The sequence below is a fragment of the Streptomyces endophytica genome (assembly GCF_026153355.1).
Classification (GTDB): domain Bacteria; phylum Actinomycetota; class Actinomycetes; order Streptomycetales; family Streptomycetaceae; genus Streptomyces; species Streptomyces endophytica.
Genome location: NZ_CP110636.1, coordinates 3585849 through 3604936, shown reverse-complemented (window position 1 = coordinate 3604936; position 19088 = coordinate 3585849). Strand labels below are relative to the sequence as shown.

12 protein-coding genes and 2 pseudogenes are annotated in these 19088 nt (G+C 72.4%); 6 read left to right on the top strand and 8 right to left on the bottom strand.

Annotated elements, in window-relative coordinates; translation table 11 throughout:
- The first annotated feature begins 180 nt into the window (after positions 1-180).
- The 3 genes from OJ254_RS16070 (at position 181) to OJ254_RS16060 (ending at position 3293) form a co-directional block, all read left to right on the top strand.
- On the top strand, positions 181-1092 hold the full coding sequence (locus OJ254_RS16070; RefSeq protein ID WP_265362873.1) for an SGNH/GDSL hydrolase family protein: 912 nt from the start codon (positions 181-183) through the stop codon (positions 1090-1092).
- A 158-nt stretch (positions 1093-1250) separates the two neighbouring features.
- Entirely contained in the window at positions 1251-2315 is a 1065-nt protein-coding gene (locus OJ254_RS16065; protein ID WP_265362872.1) for an aldose epimerase family protein, read from the top strand.
- 279 nt (positions 2316-2594) lie between these two features.
- The gene (locus OJ254_RS16060) at positions 2595-3293 is read left to right on the top strand and encodes a DUF4097 family beta strand repeat-containing protein (RefSeq protein WP_265362871.1); all 699 of its coding nucleotides are present in this window, start codon (positions 2595-2597) and stop codon (positions 3291-3293) included.
- Positions 3294-3411: 118 nt separating this feature from the next.
- On the opposite strand, the gene OJ254_RS31650 is transcribed toward OJ254_RS16060, so the two are convergent.
- Both OJ254_RS31650 and OJ254_RS31645 read right to left on the bottom strand, forming a co-directional pair.
- Complete coding sequence (locus OJ254_RS31650) at positions 3412-4563, bottom strand: glycoside hydrolase family 3 C-terminal domain-containing protein (RefSeq protein WP_423836019.1); 1152 nt, start codon at positions 4561-4563, stop codon at positions 3412-3414.
- Between the two features lie 623 nt (positions 4564-5186).
- A pseudogene (locus tag OJ254_RS31645) lies at positions 5187-6154 on the bottom strand (glycoside hydrolase family 3 protein); the annotation flags it as partial.
- Positions 6155-6551: 397 nt separating this feature from the next.
- On the opposite strand from OJ254_RS31645, the gene OJ254_RS16045 reads away from it, so the two are divergent.
- Entirely contained in the window at positions 6552-7286 is a 735-nt protein-coding gene (locus OJ254_RS16045; protein WP_265362870.1) for a TetR/AcrR family transcriptional regulator, read from the top strand.
- Between the two features lie 184 nt (positions 7287-7470).
- Here the strand turns inward: OJ254_RS16045 and OJ254_RS16040 are convergent, their stop codons facing one another.
- The gene (locus tag OJ254_RS16040) at positions 7471-7830 is read right to left on the bottom strand and encodes an LppU/SCO3897 family protein (RefSeq protein WP_265362869.1); all 360 of its coding nucleotides are present in this window, start codon (positions 7828-7830) and stop codon (positions 7471-7473) included.
- Between the two features lie 837 nt (positions 7831-8667).
- Between OJ254_RS16040 and OJ254_RS16035 the strand changes: the two genes are divergently transcribed.
- On the top strand, positions 8668-10050 hold the full coding sequence (locus OJ254_RS16035) for a pyroglutamyl peptidase (RefSeq protein ID WP_423835905.1): 1383 nt from the start codon (positions 8668-8670) through the stop codon (positions 10048-10050).
- A 148-nt stretch (positions 10051-10198) separates the two neighbouring features.
- Entirely contained in the window at positions 10199-11605 is a 1407-nt protein-coding gene (locus OJ254_RS16030) for a nitrilase-related carbon-nitrogen hydrolase (RefSeq protein WP_265362868.1), read from the top strand.
- A gap of 160 nt (positions 11606-11765) precedes the next feature.
- Here the strand turns inward: OJ254_RS16030 and rbsK are convergent, their stop codons facing one another.
- The 5 genes and pseudogenes from rbsK to OJ254_RS16005 form a co-directional block, all read right to left on the bottom strand.
- Positions 11766-12704, bottom strand: a complete 939-nt coding sequence (gene rbsK / locus OJ254_RS16025; protein ID WP_265362867.1) for a ribokinase — start codon at positions 12702-12704, stop codon at positions 11766-11768.
- 382 nt (positions 12705-13086) lie between these two features.
- Positions 13087-15160, bottom strand: a pseudogene (locus OJ254_RS16020) (ABC transporter permease/substrate-binding protein).
- Complete coding sequence (locus OJ254_RS16015) at positions 15150-16943, bottom strand: sugar ABC transporter ATP-binding protein (RefSeq protein WP_423835904.1); 1794 nt, start codon at positions 16941-16943, stop codon at positions 15150-15152. Before OJ254_RS16015 ends, OJ254_RS16020 begins: the two are co-directional and overlap by 11 nt.
- 365 nt (positions 16944-17308) lie before the next feature.
- Positions 17309-18310 (bottom strand): LacI family DNA-binding transcriptional regulator, encoded by a 1002-nt coding sequence (locus OJ254_RS16010; protein WP_265362866.1) that lies wholly within the window; start codon positions 18308-18310, stop codon positions 17309-17311.
- 308 nt (positions 18311-18618) lie between these two features.
- On the bottom strand, positions 18619-19047 hold the full coding sequence (locus tag OJ254_RS16005) for an organic hydroperoxide resistance protein (protein ID WP_265362865.1): 429 nt from the start codon (positions 19045-19047) through the stop codon (positions 18619-18621).
- Between the last annotated feature and the right edge of the window lie 41 nt (positions 19048-19088).

Genomic DNA, 19088 nt, shown 5'->3' with positions numbered 1-19088 from the left:
GAATTTGCCGCAAAAGGGACAGGAAATGACGTGATGTAATTTGTCTGCACCGACCGCACGTGCCACTTTGGGTCACCGCCCGGCAGGCACGGGGCAAAGCTACCGCGCGGTGCCGGACGAGGGGGTGACGTACCGTCGGTACCCGAAGAGATATCACTCGCACGCCGGAGGGGACAGGGGATGACCCAGATCGATCGGCCCTTTCGCCTCCGTCACCACGGTCCTCGCGCACGCCGCACACGCACCGTCACCGCCGTCTCCGCCCTGCTGCTCGCACTCGCCTCCTGCAGTGCCGGCGGCGGCGCACACCCCCACTCCAGCCCGTCGGCCGGACGGCAGGCGAAACCGGCATCCGTCTGGCGCACCCATCCCCGCTCGATCGCGGCGCTCGGCGACTCCATCACCGTCGGCTTCAACGCCTGCACCATCCTCTCCGAATGCCCCGAGGTCTCCTGGTCCACCGGCACCGATCCCAAGGTCGACAGCCTCGCCCGACGCCTGGTGAAGCGCCCCGCCACCCACAGCTGGAACTTCGCCCGGGCCGGTGCCCTGATGGACGACCTGCCCGGCCAGGTGGCCGCCGCGGCCGTACGGAAGCCCGAGCTGGTCACGGTCCTGATCGGCGCCAACGACGCCTGCCGCACCGATGTCGGGGCGATGACCCCGACGGCCTCCTTCCGCGCCGACTTCACTCGCTCCATGAAGGCGCTGCGGCGCTCGCTGCCGCACACCCAGGTCTATGTCGCGTCGGTGCCCGACCTGTTGCGGCTGTGGTCCGAGGGGCGCAAGAACCCGCTCGGCAAGGAAGTCTGGAAGCTCGGCATCTGCGGTTCGATGCTGCGGGATCCGGACGACCTGACCAAGCCGGCCCAGGACCGGCGGGACGAGGTGCGTGAGCGGGTCATGGCCTACAACGCGGCGCTGGCCGACGTCTGCGGCAAGGACCCGCTGTGCCGCTTCGACCCCGCCGTCTTCGACTACCGCTTCACCGGGCGTCAGTTGAGCACCTGGGACTGGTTCCACCCGGGCGCCGGCGGCCAGAAGGAACTGGCGGAGCTGGCGTTCCGCACGATCACGCGCAGGCAGGGGTAGCGGGGCCGGCCAGCGGGTCGGTTCAGCGGGGCCGTCCGTCCAGCCGGTCCGTCCCCTTGGGCGGGCGGTGCGCGGCGCGTGCGGCGGGTGTCTGCGGGGCGCGAGGTGGGTTGCCTTCCACCGGGCACCGACTCCCGGGCGGGCATAGGCTCATGCCCATGAAGACGCAGGTCAGCAGGGAACCCTTCGGCACACTGGACGACGGGACCGGCGTCGACCGCTGGACCCTGGAGTCGGGCGCCGGCCCGGACGCACTACGGGTGCGGGTCCTGACGTACGGCGGCATCGTCCAGACCATCGAGGCCCCCGACCGGGACGGCAGGTCCGGCCAGCTGGCGCTCGGCTTCCGCGACCTGGCCTCCTACGTGGCCCACGGCGGCTCCCACTTCGGCGCGTTGGTCGGCCGCTACGCCAACAGGATCGCCGGGGCCGCCCTCCCCCTGGACGGCAGGACGTACGGGCTGACGGCGAACGACGGGCGCAACAGCCTGCACGGCGGGCCGCACAACTTCTCCCGGGTGGTGTGGGACGCCCGGGAGGTCGAGGGCGGGGTGGAGCTGCACCGGGTCAGCCCCGACGGCGAGGAGGGCTTTCCCGGCAACCTGGACGTGCGGGTGACCTACACCCTGTCCCCCGGACCGCGCGGCGGCACCCTGCACCTCTCCTACGACGCGCACACCGACGCCCCCACTGTCCTGAACCTCACCAACCACACCTACCTCCACCTGGGCGGCGACGGCAACGGCAGCGCCACCGGGCACGAACTGCGGCTCGCCGCCAGCCACTACACGCCCGTCGACGACACCGGCATTCCGCTGCCCGGCGCGCCGGCCGAGGTCTCCGGCACCCGCTTCGACTTCCGCACCGCCCGTGCGGTCGGCGACCCGTACGACCACAACTTCGTGCTGGACGGCGGCGTCACCACGGCCCCGCGCCCGGTCGCGGAGCTCTACGACCCGGCCTCCGGCCGCGCCCTCGAACTGGCCACCACCGAACCAGGTCTGCAGCTCTACACCGCCGACCATCTCGACGGCTCCCTGACCGGCTTCTCCGGCTTGCCCTACGGCCCGGCGGCCGGCCTCGCCCTCGAAACCCAGCACTTCCCGGACTCCCCCCACCGCCCGGACTACCCCAGCACCGTCCTGCGCCCGGGCGAGGTGTACCACTCCGAGACCGTGTACCACTTCTCCGTGCGACCGCGGGAGGCGGGCGCTGCGTCGTGAGCTGGGGGTCGGAGGCTGGGGGCCGAGGGTCGGGGGCCGAGGGCCGAGGGTCGGGGGCCGAGGGTCGGGGGACGGGGCCGTTGTGGGACTCCCAGGGGGCAACTCTCAGGGGTGCGGGGCGCCTTCCCCTAAGGGACTCTCATACCGTGCGGTGATGCCAAAGGTCATACCCTGCGGTGACGATTCCCGATTCGCGATACTCGAAGATGATCAGTGTCCGGCCCATCCGGTCCGGAACCGCTTCGGTCCCCTTCCCTTCGTCTCGGGAGACGTATCACCATGGCCCGCCTCCGCGCTCCTCATCTCGTCCTGTCCTGTGCGGCCTTGACCGCGCTGGTGGCCGGCTGCTCGCTCTCCGATTTCGGCCCGACCAAAGAGGCGAAGCGCTCGTACACCGTGGACGGAAAGATCACTGCTCTCTCGGCGACGACCCACGGCGGGGACATCGAGGTGGTCCCGGTCGCGGCCGGCGGCTCGGTGAAGGTCACCGAGAAGTACCGCTACAACGACCGCAAGCCGACCCCGGCGCACAGCGTCAAGAACGGCCTGCTGACCCTGAAGGCCGAGGACTGCGGCATGGGCCGCAAGTGCGAGGTGGACTTCCGAGTGCTGCTGCCGCGCGACGCCTCCGTCAATCTGCACACCAGCGGCGGGGACGTCATCGTCCGCGGCACCTCGGGCGCCATCGACGCGGAGACCAGCGGCGGCGACGTGACGATCGCGGACTCCACGGCCCGCAGAGCCCAGGCCAGAACCAGCGGCGGAGACGTGGACCTGACCCTGACCACGATGCCCGACGACATCTCGGCCCGCACCAGCGGAGGCAACGTCACCGTCCGTCTCCCGAAGGGCAGCTACGCGGTCAACGCCACCACCTCCGGCGGCACCAGCAAGGTCTCCGTACCGACGGACCCGAAGTCCCCCCACAAGGTGACGGCCCGGACCAGCGGGGGTGATGTGTCGGTGCGGACCTCTTGAGGACCGACCGGCCGGCCGGCCGCAGACGGCGGTGGCCCCGCGCTGGCCATCACGTGGCGTTGGCCTCGGTTGCCCAGCGGTGGTGACCTCGGCTGTCAGGCAGCGGTGACGTCCGCTGTCAGGTGGCGGTGACCTCGGCTGTGAGGCGGCGGTCGGTGAGGCTGTGGGCGGCCTCGACGGTGTAGACGCCCTTGATCCGGCGCCAGGCGCCTGCCTCATCGTCCCAGATCTCGAAGGCCCGGTCCGGCAGCGGGATTTCGGCCTCGACGCTCTCACCGGCGCCGGCCTCGACGGCCGCGAAGCCGACCAGCCAGCGGGCCGGTCGCTCGGGTGCCGTCAGGGTGGTGTCGGCGGTCAGCTCCGTCGGGGCGGCATCGGGGCCGTACGGGGCGGGCGGGGCGGACGGGGCGGCCGGGGTGACGGCCGAGGATGTGGTGGGGTCGGCGCTGACTGGGGTGGGATCGGCGGTCGGGGCGGATGGGGTGCTCGGCGAGTTCGTGGGGGCGGGGGTGGGGGTGAGGGTGGGGGTGAGGTAGATCTGGACGATTTCGCGGCCGGGGCGGGGGCCGGTGTTGCGAAGGCGTACGCGTACCGAGTCGGGGGTGGTGTCCAGGGATTCGTACTCCCAGTCGGTGTAGCCGAGGCCGTGGCCGAAGGGGTAGGCGGGGGCGGGGAGCGACGCGTCGCGCTGCCAGGCGCGGTAGCCGATGAACGGGCCCTCGGCGTAGGCGAGTTGGCCGTTGGTGGGGGTGACGGTGGTGACCGGGGCGTCGTCGAGGCGGGCCGGCCAGGTGGTGGGGAGCCGACCGCCGGGCTCGTGGGTCCCGAGCAGGACGTCGGCGAGTGCGGTACCGGCCTCCTGCCCGGGGAACCAGCTCAGCAGGACCGCGGCGACCTGCTCGCGCCAGGGAAGTTCCACCGGGGACCCGGAGTTGACCACGACGACGGTGCGCGGGTTGACCGCGGCGACGCAGGTGACCAGCTCGTCCTGGCGGCCGGGAAGCCGTAGATCGCGGCGGTCGAAGCCCTCGGACTCGACCTCTTCGGTCGTGGCGACGACCACGACCGCGACATCGGAGGCGGCCGCGGCGCGCACCGCTTCCTCGATCTCGGCGTCCGCGTCGAGCTGCGGCGCGCTGTGGCCGAGGGTGAAGTTCAGCGCGTCCATGCCCTCCCCCAGTCCGAGGCTGCGCGGTACGAACCGCAGGGTGACGTCGGTCTGCTCCCCCGCCGCCAGTTCCGCCGTCACCTGCTGCTCGACGGGGTTCATGAACGCCTCGAAGGGGTCGCTGCCCTCGGGTGTGACGGTGTCGTCGAAGAGGGCCGTGCCGCCCACGGTCAGCCGGAGGGAGCCGGTCCCGGCGACGGCGAAGGTGTGGGCGCCGCTGAGCTGGGGGGTGTAGCTGCCGGCCAGTTCGACGGCGCTGAGGTTCTGCCGGGTGACGCCGGCGGGGAAGCGGCCCATCACCTGCACCTTCCCGTCGAACTGCGGGTTTCGGCCAGCAGGTTGCCGTCCGCGTCGAGGTAACGGGCGTGCAGGGTGAACCCTTCGCGGGCGTGCGGGATCCGGGTGCGCGGGTCGGCGCCGACGGCGAAGGTGACCTCGACGTCGTCGGGCAGGGCCGCGCGGAGTCCTTCCAGCGGGGAGACGATCCGGTCGGGGAAGACGGTCGCAGATCCGCCGCCGAGGACGCGGGCGTCGCGCGCGGTGGCTCCGATGACGGCGAGGGAACGGATCGCCGTCGCGTCGAGGGGTAGCAAACGGCGGGCCCCGCCCGCTCGTTGGGTGGTCGCCGCCGCACCGGTTAGGGCTTCGTGGGCTGCCGGTTCGTGGTCCGCCGGTTCGTGGTCCGACGGTTCGTGGGCTCCCCGTTCATCGGCCACCGATTCACCGGCGACCGGTTCGTTGCGGAGCAGGACGAAGGCGCGTCGGGCGATTTCGCGGGCGATCGCGGGGCCGTCGATGTCCTGGGGTACGTCGGCCGGGGCGACCGCGGCGGGTACGCCCGCGAGGCATCCCGTCCGGGCGGCGAGCAGAAGTACGCGGCGGACCGCGTCGTCCACCTCGCCTTCGGCCACCTCACCGGCTCGGACGGCCTCGGCGAGCGGGGCGCCGTACACGGTGCGCGGGCCGGGCATCGCCACGTCCAGGCCGCCCCGCAGCGCCCGGGCGGTGTCACGGGCGGCCGTCCAGTCGGAGACGTTGCAGCCGTCGAAGCCCCATTCGCCGCGCAGGACGTCCTGGACGAGGTAGCGGTGTTCGGTCATCGTCGAGCCGTTGACCTGGTTGTACGCGGTCATGATGCCCCAGGGGCGGGCGTGGGTGACGATGTGCTCGAACGGCGCGAGGTAGAGCTCGCGCAGCGGGCGGGGAGCGATGCGGTTGTCGACGGTGAGCCGGTCGGTCTCGGCGTCGTTGCCGACGAAGTGCTTGACCGTAGTGGCGACGCCGCCTTCCTGCACCCCTCGTACGTATCCCGCGCCCATCACGCCGGTGAGGAGCGGGTCTTCCGAGTAGCACTCGAAGTGGCGGCCGCCCAACGGGGAACGGTGCAGATTTACGGTCGGCGCCAGGAGGACGTGCACGCCCTTGCGACGGGCCTCCTGGGCGAGGAGTTGCCCGGCGCGGCGGGCGAGTTCGGGTCCCAGGTGGCGGCCAGGGCGGTGGGGCTGGGCAGGGCGACCGAGGGGTCCTCGGCACTCCATTCCTGGCCGCGCACGCCGATCGGGCCGTCCGACATCACCAGCGACCGCAGGCCGATCTCGGGGACGGCCGGGAGGGTCCACATGTCCTGGCCGGAGAGCAGCCGGACCTTGGTTTCGAGGTCGAGCGCGGCGAGCGCCCGTGCGACGGCCGCGGCGTGTGCGTCGGCGAGCGCCTCCCCGTGTGCGTCGGTGTGGGGCTCGGCTTGTGTCCCGGCGTGCGTCTCGGCGTGTGGCTCGGCATGTGGCTCGGCTTGCGTCTCGGCTTGTGTCTCGGCGTGTGCATCCGCGCGAGTGGGGGCGTGGACGGCGTGGACGGGCGCGGTGTCGCGGGAGGGACGGTCTGACTGGGCGTCGGTCATACGGCTCTCCGGTCTCGCTGGCGCGGCCTGTTGGGGCTGTGGGGGCCTGTGGAACCCGAGGGGAGCGGCTGGCTCCGAACGTTATGTGGCCCCTGGCCGGATTCTGATCCGCTAACCTCCCGAACGGTAGGCATCGTGACCCTTCCGTTACCTTGCCCGTACGAGTTCTCCACGCCGGGGTTACGCTCGGCCGGTGACTGCACGAGAGCGAGGCGCCTCCCGCGACGGCCGGCCGGGGCCGCGGCGGGGCGGTGGCGGACGCGAGGCCCAGCGCGCGGAGCGGCGCGAGGCCATCCTGGAGGCCGCCGTGGAACTCATCGCCGAGCGGGGCTACCGCCGTACCTCGCTGGCCGCCGTCGCCGAGCGTGCCGGGCTGACCCAGCAGGGCCTGCTGCACCACTTCCCCACCAAGGAGCTGCTACTGGTCGCTGTGCTGGAGGCGCGCGACCGTTGGGACCTGGCCTCGTCCGCCGCCACATCCGGCATCTGGCGTACCGACACCCTCGCCCAGCTCGTCGACTACAACGCCACCCGCCCCGGCATCGTCCAGACCTACACCGTCCTGTCCGCCGACAGCGTCACGGAGGACCATCCGGCCCGCGCGTTCTTCGAGTCCCGCTTCCGGACCGTACGCGCGGCGATGGCGGCGGCGCTACGGTCCGAGTTCGGAGACCGACTGCCCGGCGGGCTGACGCCGGAGCGTGCGGCTCCGCTGCTGGTCGCGGTGATGGACGGGCTCCAGCTGCAGTGGCTGCTCGACCCGGAGAACGTCGATATGCCCGTGGCGTTCCGGGACTTCGTGGCCTTGCTCAAGGGCGGGGAGGGCGAGGCGACGAGCGACGGTGAGGGCGTTGGGGAGAGCGATGGGAAGAGCGATGTGAAGGGCAATGCGGAAGGCGACGGAGAAGGCACCCGCCGGAGGACGTGACGGGCGGGCCGGCAGGGGGCGGGCCGGCGGGTGTGGGGGCGGGCGTGGGGGACGTCGGGATGCCGGAACATCGGGACACCGGTACGCCGGGACGTTAAGGACGCCGGGACGGTAGGGGGCACCGGAACGTCAAGGACGCCGGAACGTCGGGGCTTCTACCGGAGAGGCGTGAGGCAGGAGGTCGTCATCCCGTCCGAGCTGTACTTGGGATCGGCCAGGTAGTCCCGTCGGCGCACTGTTCCCCCGAGGAGTGGCGGGTGCGGGTCACCTTGAACTGTGCATCGGCCGATCCGCAGTCCAGCGTCCGCAGGTCCTGGTCGTGCCAGTCGCCGTCATTGTGCACACAGTCGCCGACGACGAGGGTCTGCGCCTTCTCCACTCCCGTAGTGGACGAGCTGTCGTGCGGGTCGTCCGCGAGCAGGCCGATGACGAACAGCACCGGCAACAGCAGCGCGAGCAGCGTCATCGGCACGAGGAACAGCATGGCCTCGGGGCGGCGGGTGAGCGGCTTGCCCGGATCGAGCGAGGGCCGGAAGCCGCCCATCGGGGGCGCCAGTTTGCGGAAGCGGGACCGGGGCCGAGGTTGATCAGGAGAGTGAGCGGGGTGATGGCCACGGAGAGCGGGCTCCACCACCCCTGCCACAGGGTTTTCGCCGACATCTCCCGGTAGGTGGCCAGTCCGCACGAACGGCAGAACATGCCGCTGCGACTGAGGAACCGCATGACGTAGAGGATGCCCTGGTGGCCCCGTACGGTGGCCTGGACGGCGGGCTGCGCACCACAGAACACGCAACCGGGGGTGGGGGCCGCCGCCCCGTAGGGCTGGGCGTACGGGTCCGGGTGCTGGTGGGGTGGTACTGCTGCTGGGGCGGGTACTGGTGCGGCGGGTACTGGTGCGGTGGGTACTGCTGGGGCGCCGGCGGTTGCTGAGGGTACGGATACGCGTGGGTGCCTGGGCTGCCGGGTTCGAGTTCGGGCCGGTGCCGGTGCCGGGTAACCCGGCGGCGGGCCGTATGGGTTCGGGCCGGCCTGGCTCGGCGGCGGAGCGTACGGGTGCGGGCCGTGCGGTGGTGGCGGAGTGGCCACAGAGTTCCCCCTGAGTTTCGTGAAAAACAAGTCCGGTGCATGTCATGTCGCGCACGTATCACGTCACGCATCGCGTCACGCATCGCGTCATGGCGTCATGGCGTCATGGCGTCATGGCGTCATGGCGTCATGTCATGTCATGTCATGTTCGGAATCGAGCGCGGTGCCGGTGGCTCGGCGTTCGGGAGCGGGCCAGAACCGGGCCCGGACCGGACGGGAAACCCTATCCGTGGCCGCGCAGGGCCGTGCACCCGCCCTCTACCGTCGCGGCCCGCGCCCCCGCTTTACTCACCCCATGAGATCGCTCTTCAACCCCTCACGCATGGCGCACACCGGACGCTCAACTGCCCGGCTGGGCACGCTCGGTGTCGCGCTGTTGGCCGCGGTTCCGCTGTCCCTTCCGACCCCTTCGGCCGCGGCGACCCCGCCAACCACAACAAGCGCCCCTACGGCTACGGCCACGGCGACGGCCACGGCGACGGGCCTCACCGTGGAGGAAGACCGGCTGGCGCAGGCCGCCCCTCAGGAGATCCTGCGGCGCAGCGGATTTGCCGTATGGCCGCGGGAGTTCGGGCGCGGGCTGGCGCGGATGACCACATATCCGCAGGCCAGGCGGTATGTGGAGACGGAAGGGCGGGCGTTGTGGCGGCGTGCCGTGGACCGGGCGCAGGGGCGCGGGCCCGCGGGTGGCGACCTCAGCCGGGACGACGACCGCCCGCTGTATTGGGCACGGTTGGGGATGTCGAAGGAGCTGCGGCAGTGGCGGCCGGGCTTCGGGCTGTCGGCCTCTCAACGCGCCTCGTTGCTCGCCGGGTTGGAGCGCGGCTCGCGGGGCCAGGACTCGATCGAGCTGCCCGCGGGCAAGCGCCTGCTGCGGATCGTGGTGACCGGGTTCGACCCGTTCCAGCTGGATGCCGATCCGCGGCGGAGCAATCCGTCGGGAGCGGCGGCACTCGCGCTGGACGGGACGACGATACGGACCGCGTCGGGTGAGCCGGCGCGGATCGAGGCCGCGGTCTTCCCCGTACGGTGGGCCGATTTCGCGCGGGGGACCGTGGAGCGCACCCTGGCACCGTATTTCCGGCGCGGGCCGCGGCAGGTGGCCCTGTTCACGACGATCAGCCAGGGGCGGCCGGGGCGGTTCGACGTGGAGCGGACCAACGGGGCCTGGCGGGGCGGCTATCCGGACAACGTGCGGGAGTCGCGTACGGAGACCGTGCCGATTCCGCCCGGGGTGCCGACCGTGACGCCGCAGCCGCAGTGGACGACCACGAGCCTGCCGTACGCGCGGATCGTGGCGGCCGGTACCGGGCCTTACCCGGTGGTCGATCACACGGCGGTGACGGAGATCCCGGTGGGTGGTACGGCGCCGGTCGAGCGGCCGGACGGGCCGACTCCGGGATCGACCGCCCGGGCCGGGGGCGGCGGGGACTACCTGTCCAACGAGATCGCGTATCGGGCGACGCTGCTGCGGGATGCGGTCTGGCGTCCTGCGCTGCCGGGCGGGCATCTGCACACCCCTGTCCTGGAGTTCGGGCCCGGCAACACGGATCCGGCGAACGGGCAGGTCACCGACCCCGTCCTGGTGCAGAACCGGTTGGCGATCACTCAGCAGGTGCGGGAGATCGTGACGGTGGCGGCCGACTCGGCGCGCGGCGCTGAGGCCGGTACGTCGTAGCGAAAAGACCATTACGTCGTAGCGAAAAGACCGGTACGTCGTAGCGGAAGGAGGGGGCGAGTCGGCACGACCGGCCGGCGCGGCCGGGCCTGCGAAGAGTTATCCACAGGCCCGCACGCGTCGGGGCCGCGGCGGGCATCATGGGGGAATGATCATTGCAGCCGCACAGTTCGCCCCCGTGCCAGGGGATATCGAGGCCAACGCCGCGCGGATGGCCGCGCTCATCGGCGAGGCCGCCGGCCGTGGTGCCGGTCTGCTGGTCTTTTCCGAACTCGCCCTGACGCACTACGACCTGCGGCTCATAGCGGCCGATCCGGACCGGCTGACGGTCGCTCCGGACGATGCCCGGCTGGCGCCGGTCCGGGAGGCCTGCCGGGCGGGCGGGGTGGCGGCGGTGGTGAACGCCGCGGGCCGGGCCGCCGAGCCAGGCGGCCGGCCGACGATCTCCTCGTTCGTCTACGGACCGGACGGTGCCCTGCTGACCCGTTACGACAAGGTCCATCTGTCCGACGACGAGAGCGAGGTCTTCGCGCCGGGCAGCACCGAGGGCCGGTTCTTCCTCGGCGGGATCCGGTTCGCGCTGGCCACGTGCTTCGACAACAGCTTCCCCGAGGTGCCGGCGCGGGCCTCGGCGGACGGCTGCCGGGTGTATCTCTCCAGCGCCTTCCACGACGCGGCGGAGCAGTTGGCGCGGTACGGCGAGATGGCGCGGGAGCACGGACTCCTCGTCGTGCTCGCCAACGGGGTGGAGGTCGGCAGTCCCGGGCCGGCCTGCGGGCTGAGCGGGGTCTGGCTGCCGTCCGGCGAGCGGGTGGCGGCGGCCGCCGAGTGGACCGCGCCGGTGCCGGGCGACGGTGCGGAGCTGGTGGTGAGCGACGTCCGTGACCGCATCACGCTGATGTCGGATCCGGCGGTGGCGGCGATACCGGTCAAGGAGTGCGGTGAGCCGCTGGTGGACGTGCGGACCGCGGCGCCCGGTCTGCTGGTGGCCGCGGACCTGCGCGACGAGGACGGTGCATTCGCGTATCTGCGGGAGGGGGTGCTGCGGCGGCTGCTGGACGCGCAGCGGGCGCTGCCGGACGGGCTGCGGCTGCAGTTCGTCGAGGGGTACCGCCCGCCGGACCTGCAGCGGCGCTATTTCGAGGGGTACGCGGACGAGCTGCGCGCCGCGCACCCGGACTGGGACGGGGCACGGGTCCATGCGGCCGCCAGCCGGTATGTGTCCCCGCCGGAGATAGCGCCGCACAGCGCGGGTGGTGCGGTGGACCTCACGCTCGTCACGGCAGAGGGCGAGGAGGTCGACATGGGGACACCGATCAATGCCTCCCCGGAGGAGAGCGACGGTGCCTGCTACACGGCCGCGCCGGGCCTGTCCCCCGCGGCGCGCGAGCACCGCCGCATAGTGAGCGCCGCGCTCACCGCCGCCGGGCTGGTCAACTACCCGACGGAGTGGTGGCACTGGTCCTACGGCGACCGCTACTGGGCAGTGGCGACCGGCGCGGACCATGCGCTGTACGAACCGAAGGAGCTGGGGAACACGGAGCTGAGGAACTGACGGAGGTGAGGAGCTGATACCGAGGTGAGGAACTGACAAAGGTGAGGAGCTGATACGGAGCTGAGGAGCTGACGGAGGAAGGGGCGGAAGGGCAGGCAGCAGGCGCGGCCCGCCTGCGTCCCCGGCGAGGCCGGGGACGGTGGCCGCACACCGGCACGCCTCAGCTGCCGTCACCCGCGTCCTGGACGGATTCCGGGACCAGGGCTTCCAGTTCGGCGCGGGTGGGGTACGAGGGCTGGGCGCCCGGCTTGGTGACGGCCGCGGCTCCGACCCGTACGGCGAAGCGGGCGGCCTCGGGGAGGGTGTCGCCGCGGGCCAGACGGGTGGCCAGGGCGCCGGTGAAGGCGTCGCCGGCGCCGGTGGTGTCCACAGCCTTGACGCGGACGCCGGGCACCTCGGTGGCTCCGGAGGCGTCCAGGACCAGCGCTCCGTCGCCGCCGAGGGTGACGACGACGGAGCGGGCGCCCTGGTCGCGCAGTGCCGCGGCCCACTCGGCGGGCGTGCCGTCGGCGCGGCCGGAGAGCTGACGGGCCTCGTGCTCGTTGACCACCAATGGGTCGGCGACCGCGAGGAGTTCGGGAGCCAGGGCGGTCCGGGGTGCCGGGGAGGGGTTGAGGACGACGCGGGTGCCGGCCTGTTCGGCAGCGGTTGCGGCGGCCCGTACGGACTCCATGGGGATCTCCAGTTGGAGGGAGACCACCGCGGAGGCGGCGATGGTGTGCTTCGCCGCGGCCACGTCCTGCGGGGTGAGGGCGGCGTTGGCGCCCGGGGAGACGACGATGCTGTTGTCGCCGTCCGGGTCGACGATGATCATCGCGGTGCCGGTGCGGGCCGACTCGTCCACGATGACCGGTGTGACGTCGGTGCCCGCCTCGCGCTGGGCGTGCAGCAACAGTTCGCCGTAGGCGTCGCCGCCGACCCGGGCGAGCAGCGCGGTGCGGCCGCCGATCCGGGCGGCGGCGGCCGCCTGGTTGGCGCCCTTGCCGCCGGCCGATTCGACCAGGTCCGTGCCGAGCACGGTCTCCCCCGCGCCGGGCCGCCGCTCGACCCGTACCGTCAGATCCGCGTTGGCCGAGCCGACCACCAGGACGTCATACATGTGCCGTTCTCCCGTTTCCGAGCGTCGCCCGGTCTCGCCGGTGGCTGTCCATGCGCCGCTCTCCTTCTGTTCTCGTGTGTGGTGCGTGGGTCGTGTTGTTGCAGTCGAGGTTGCTGCAGTTGAGGTTGCTGCAGTTGGAGTTGTTGCAGTTGGAGTTGTTGCAGTTGGAGTTGTTGCTGTCGAGGTTGTTGCTGTCACGCGTGTTGTGGTGGCGCGTGGGTTTCCGTGTGTTGCCGTCGCGTGTCAGTTGTTGCCGTCGTGTGTGGGGTGTTGCTGCCGTGTGTGTTGTTGCCCTGTGTGTGGTCGCCGTCGTGCCTGCCGTTGCTGTCCTGCGTGGTGAGTGAGCCCGGACCGGGTGTCGGGGCCGCGGGTCCGGGGGGCCTCATCCGCCGTCGAACGTGGCCGCGTTCTTGCGGGTCACCAGGACCACCGGGACCTTGACCGACTGCGGCAGCTTCTCACCGTGGGCGGCCTTCAGGGCCCAGTCCACGGCCTGTTTGCCGAGGAGTTCCGGCTGCTGGGCGATGGTGGCGGTCAGGGTTCCGTCGCGGACGGCCGTGATGCCGTCGGGTGTGCCGTCGAACGCCACCACCTTGACGTCCTTGCCCGACCGGCCGCCCAGCGCCTTGGCGGCGCCGAGCGCCATCTCGTCGTTGGCGGCGAAGACCCCGGTGAGGTCGTGGTGGGCCTGGAGCATGTTGGTCATCACGTCCATGCCCTTGGTGCGGTCGAAGTCGGCGGGCTGGCGGGCGACGACCTGGATGCCCGGGTACTTCCGGAGGCCCTCCTCGAAGCCCCGGCCGCGTTCACGGGCGGCGGAGGTGCCGGGCTGTCCTTCGAGGAAGGCCACCTTGCCCTTGCCGCCGAGCGATTCGGCCAGTGTCTTCGCGGCGAGCCGGCCGCCGGCGACGTTGTCGGAGGCGATGGTCGAGCCGACCGTGCCGCCGTTGACACCGCGGTCCAGGGAGATGACCGGCACCTTCGCCCGGTTGGCGACGCCCACGGCCGGGACGGCGGCGTCGGAGTCGACCGGGTTGATGATGGCGGCCTTGACGTTCTGGCTGGTGAAGGTCTCCATCTGGTTGATCTGCTGGGTGGGGTCGTTCTGGGCGTCGGTGATGTTGATGTGCAGTCCGCGGGCGTCCGCCTCGGCCTGGGCGCCCTTCTTGATGCCGACGAAGAACGGATTGTTCATCGTGGACAGCGCGAGCCCCAGGTCGGTGTTGCCGCCGCGGTCGCAGCCGGTGAGCGCGAGCGCGGCCGTGAGGGTCCCGGCCACCGCCATCGCGAGCGTCGCGCTACGCGCACGCCCACCCGCGTCCCGCGCGCACGCCCCCGGGCATCCCCGCGCGCACGCCCCCGGACATCCCGGCGGGCATCCGTGGGCGTACCGCCCGGGGCGTCTCCGCGGGGCGTCCGCGCTTCCGCGCCCGCCCTCATCGGGTGCTCCGGCGGCGCAGCGTGTCCAGGAGGACCGCGAGGGCGATGACCAGGCCGGTGGCCACCTGCTGCCAGAAGGCCGACACGCTCAGCAGGTTGAGGCCGTTGCGCAGCACGGCCAGGATCAAGGCGCCGATGAGGGTGCCGGACGCCTTGCCGGAGCCGCCGGAGAGGCTGGCCCCGCCGATCACCACGGCCGCGATCGCGTCCAGTTCGTAGCCGGTGGCCGCCTGGGGCTGGGCGGAGGTGAGGCGGGCCGCGAGCACGATGCCGGCGACCGCCGCGAACAGCCCGGACAGCGCGTAGATGACGAGCTTGCGGCGCTTGACGTGGATGCCGGAGAGGCGGGCCGCCTCCTCGTTGCCGCCGATCGCGAACATCGCGCGTCCGGCGTACGTGCGGGCCAGGATCAGGGCGGCGACCAGCCCCATGCCGATCATGACGAGCACCGGTACCGGCAGCCAGCCGCCGAGGGTGTCACCGAGCCTGCTGACCGACGCGGGGAAGGGGATCGGCGAGCCGCCGGAGATGACCAGGGCCAGACCGCGGCCCACGGACAGCATCGCCAACGTCGCGATGAACGCGGGCAGTTTGCCGTACGCGACCAGCGCGCCGGAGAGCAGTCCGGCCCCGGCGCCGACCGCGAGGCCGAGCAGTACGGCGATCCAGACGGGCAGGCCCTGGCCGGTGGCGGCCCAGGCGACGACGGTGGCGGCGAGCCCGGCGACCGAGCCGACGGACAGGTCGATGCCGGCCGAGACGATCACGAAGGTGACGCCGAAGGCGAGGATCGCGGTGACCGATGCCTGGACGCCGACGTTGAGGAGGTTCTGGCCGTTGAGGAAGTCCTTGGAGAGCGCGGCCATCACCACGACCAGGGCGGCCAGGCCGCCGAGCGGGCCGTTCTTGAGGACCGCCCGGGAGAACCACGCCGCGGGCCGGCGGCCGTCCACCTCCCGGTCCGGTGCCCGTCCCACCGCCTCGGCGGCGGCTCCCGTCTTCAGCTCAGCGGACATCGGAGCCCTCCATCGCGCTCTTGTCGGTGTGGTTGCGGTGGCCGGTGCCGTCGGCCGTGCCGCGGTCGGTGCCGTGGGCCGTGTGGAGGGCCAGCTCCATCACGGCGTCCTGGGTGGCCTCTTCTGCGGTGAGCTCTCCGGCCAGCCGGCCCTGGGACATCACCAGCACCCGGTCGCTCATGCCGAGCACCTCCGGCAGATCGCTGGAGATCATCAGGACCGCCCGGCCGGACGCCGTCAGCTCGTTGATGAGGTGGTAGATCTCGACCTTGGCGCCGACGTCGATGCCCCGCGTGGGCTCGTCGAGGATCAGCAGCCGGGTGTCCGCGAGCAGCCACTTGCCGATGACGATCTTCTGCTGGTTGCCGCCGGAGAGCGTCCGGGCGGACTGCGCCAGGCCGCTCATCCGGACCTTCAACTGCTCGGCCACGGTGGCCGCCCGGCGCCGCTGGGCGCCGCGGTCCACCAGCCCGCCACGGGTGTCGCGGGTGAGCCGGGCCAGGGTGAGGTTGTCCTGGAGGGACGCGTCCAGGACCAGGCCCTGGCCCTTGCGGTCCTCCGGTACGAGGCCGAGGCCGGCGCGCATCGCGGCGCGGACGTCGCCGCGGGCCAGCCGCTCGCCGTCGATCTCGACCGTGCCGGCGTCGTACGGGTCCACCCCGAAGACCGCCCGGGCCACCTCGGTGCGGCCCGCGCCGACCAGTCCGGCCAGGCCCACGACCTCACCGGCCCGCACCTCGAAGTCGACGTCCTGGAACACCGGTCCGGTCCCGCGGCCGTGGCGGGTCAGGCCGCGGACCCGCAGCAGCGGCGGGCCGGGCCGGTCGGGGCGCTGCCGCGGGTACTGCTCGGCGATGTCCCGGCCGACCATGAGGCGGATCAGCTCGTCCTCGCCGGTCGAGGCCGGCACCTGGGCGACGGAGCGGCCGTCGCGCAGCACCGTGACGCGGTCGCCGAGCGCGCCGATCTCCTCCAGGTGGTGGGTGATGAAGAGGATGCCGACGCCGGCGTCGCGGAGTTCGCGGACGATCCCGAAGAGGGTCCGGACCTCCTCGGAGGTGAGCACCGCGGTGGGCTCGTCCATGATCAGCACCCGGGCGTCGAGGCTGAGCGCCTTGGCGATCTCGACCATCTGGAGGCGGGCGATGCCCAGTTCGGCGACCGGGGTGTCCGGGGAGACGTCCAGCCTGACACGGCGCAGCAGTTCGGCGGCGCGGGCCCGCATCGTCTTCTTGTCGATGAGGCCGAGGCGGGTGCGCGGCTGGCGGCCGAGGAAGAGGTTCTCGGCGACGGTCAGGCCGGGGACCAGGGTGAATTCCTGGTAGATGGTGGCGATGCCGAGCCGCTCGGCGTCCTGGGCGGAGCGGATGTGCACCTCGCGCAGATCGCCATCCGGCCTGGTGCCGGGCCTGGTGGTGGGCTCGGTGGTGGGCCCGGCGGTGGGCCCGGCGGTGGGCCCGGATTCGGGACCGTCCGGCCCGGTGGCAGGCACGTCCGGCCCGGCGGCGAGGATGCGGCCCTGGTCGGGGCGGTGGGCACCGGAGAGCATCTTGATGAGCGTGCTCTTGCCGGCGCCGTTCTCACCGAGCAGGACGTGCACCTCGCCGCGGCGCAGGCTCAGGTCCACGCCGTCCAGCGCGCGCACCCCGGGGAAGGACTTGGTCACCCCCTCCACGCGCAGCAGTTCGCGGCCGTCCGGCACCTCGGCCGGTGCGCGGCCCGGCACGTCGGCCGGTGCGCTGTCCGGTACGCCGTCCGGAACGTCGTCGTTGACGCCGGTCATGCGCTGCCCCTCTCATCCTCGTGTGACTGCTCGCTGGTGACTGCTCGCTGGTGACTGCTTGTTGCTGGCTCTTGTTGTTGGGTGCCCGCCGTTGGCTGCTTGTTGTTGGCTGCCTGCTGGTGTGGCTGCTCGTTGGTGTGGCTGCTGATGCGACGACTGTGGTGGCTGCCCGCCGGTCTGGCTGGAGGTGTGGCTGGAGGTGTGGCCGGTGGTGTGGCTGCTCGGGTGGTCCTCGGAGACGAAGTGCGGGGTGGCGGAGACGGTCGGGCGCGGGTCCCGGGGGTGCGGCGCCGGGAGTGCGGTGCCGGGTGCCCAGGGGTCGGGGGTCGGGGGTCGGGGGCGGAGGCGTACGTACCGCCCGCCGCTCAGCCGGCCACCGGTTCGCCGCACGAGCGGCGTGGCACGAGCCGGGCCGGGAGCAGCACCGATTCGGCGGGGCTGCCCTCGATCCGGGCCAGCAGGGTGCGGACGGCGGCCCGGCCCAGTTCGCGGGTGGGCTGGGCGATGGCGGTCAGCGGCGGATCGGTGTGGGCGAACCAGGGCACGTCGTCGTAGACCACCAGCGCCATGTCGTCGGGGACCCGCAGGCCGCGGGCGCGGAGTTCGTCCAGCGCGCCGAGCGCCATCAGGTTGTCGGTGGCGAGCACCGCGTCCGGCGGCTCGGGGAGGTCGAGGAAGCCGCGCATCACCTGGCGGCCGCCGGTGGGCTGGAGGTCGGGGGTGGCGCCGACCCGCTCGTCGGGCAGCGGGATGCCGTGGCCGGCCAGCGCCGTACGGAAGAGGGCGAGGCGCTCGTCGCCGGTGGGGGTGCCGGCCGGGGCGACGATGATCGCGGGGCGGCGGCGGCCGAGGGCGGCGAGATGGCCGGCGAGTTCGGTGAGCGCGGCGCGGCCGTCGGCGCGTACGCAGGGGGCGTCGACGCCGGGGACGCTGCGGTCCAGCAGGACCAGCGGGGTGCCGGAGGCGACGACCTCGCGGAGCATCGCCGAACCGGTACCGGCCGAGCTGACCAGCAGGCCGTCGATCCGGCGGTCGAGCAGGGTGCGGATGTAATCGTCCTGCTGCTCGGGGCGTTCGCCGGCGTTGCCGATGACCAGGCTGTAGCCGAGGCTGCGGGCCGCGTCCTCGACGGCGTCGGCCAGCTCGGTGAAGAACGGGTTGGTCAGATCGCTGATGATCAGGCCGAGCGCGCCGGTCCGCGCGGTGCGCAGGGCGCGGGCGACGTTGTTGGGGCGGTAGCCCAGCTCGTGTACGGCGGCGAGCACCCGGTCGCGGGTCTCGGCGACCGGGCTGTGCCCGTTGAGGACCCGGGAGACCGTGGCCACGGAGACCCCTGCCCGCTCTGCCACGTCCTTGATGTTCGCCATGGCGCCGTTGCCGTTCCGATCGTGGGTGTAATCGTTTTCACGAGGATGTCGTGGGGGCTACGAAATCGATTACACGGCGGGGGCGTCAAGGTGCGGCGCACGTGGCCTGTGTCACACCAGGAGGCGCGGCGGGCCGCTGAGGGCTGGCGAAGGGGCCGGGAGGCGGGTCGCCGTACGGGCTCCGGATACGGCAGGGGCCGCACCCCGGGTCGGTCCGGGATGCGGCCCCTGGCGCGTGCGCGGAGACGCCGTTACGGGAATCGCCGTGCGGCAGACGCCCCTTCAGGAGACGCCACTGCGGCGCTCGGTCAGGCGACGGTCAGCTTGACGTCGATGTTGCCGCGGGTGGCGTGGGAGTACGGGCACACCTGGTGCGCCTTCTCCACGAGGTCCTTGGCGGTGGCGGCGTCGACCGTGGGGATGGAGGCCAAGATCTCGACGGTGAGGCCGAAGGCGCCGTCCGGGGTCTTGCCGATGCCGACCTTGGCGGTCACCCGGGAGCCGGAGACATCGGCGTTCTCCCGGCGGGCGACGACGCTGAGCGCGCCCTGGAAGCAGGCGCTGTAACCGGCCGCGAACAGCTGCTCCGGGTTGGTGCCGGCGCCGCTGCCGCCCTGCTCCTTGGGCGGGTTGACGACCACGTCGAGCTTGCCGTCGTCGCTGGCGACGCGGCCGTCACGGCCGTTCTCAGCGGTGGCGACGGCGGTGTAGACGACGTCGACGGTCTGGATGGACATACGAAATCCTCCTGTGGTTCGCCGCGACTCGCGCCCACGGA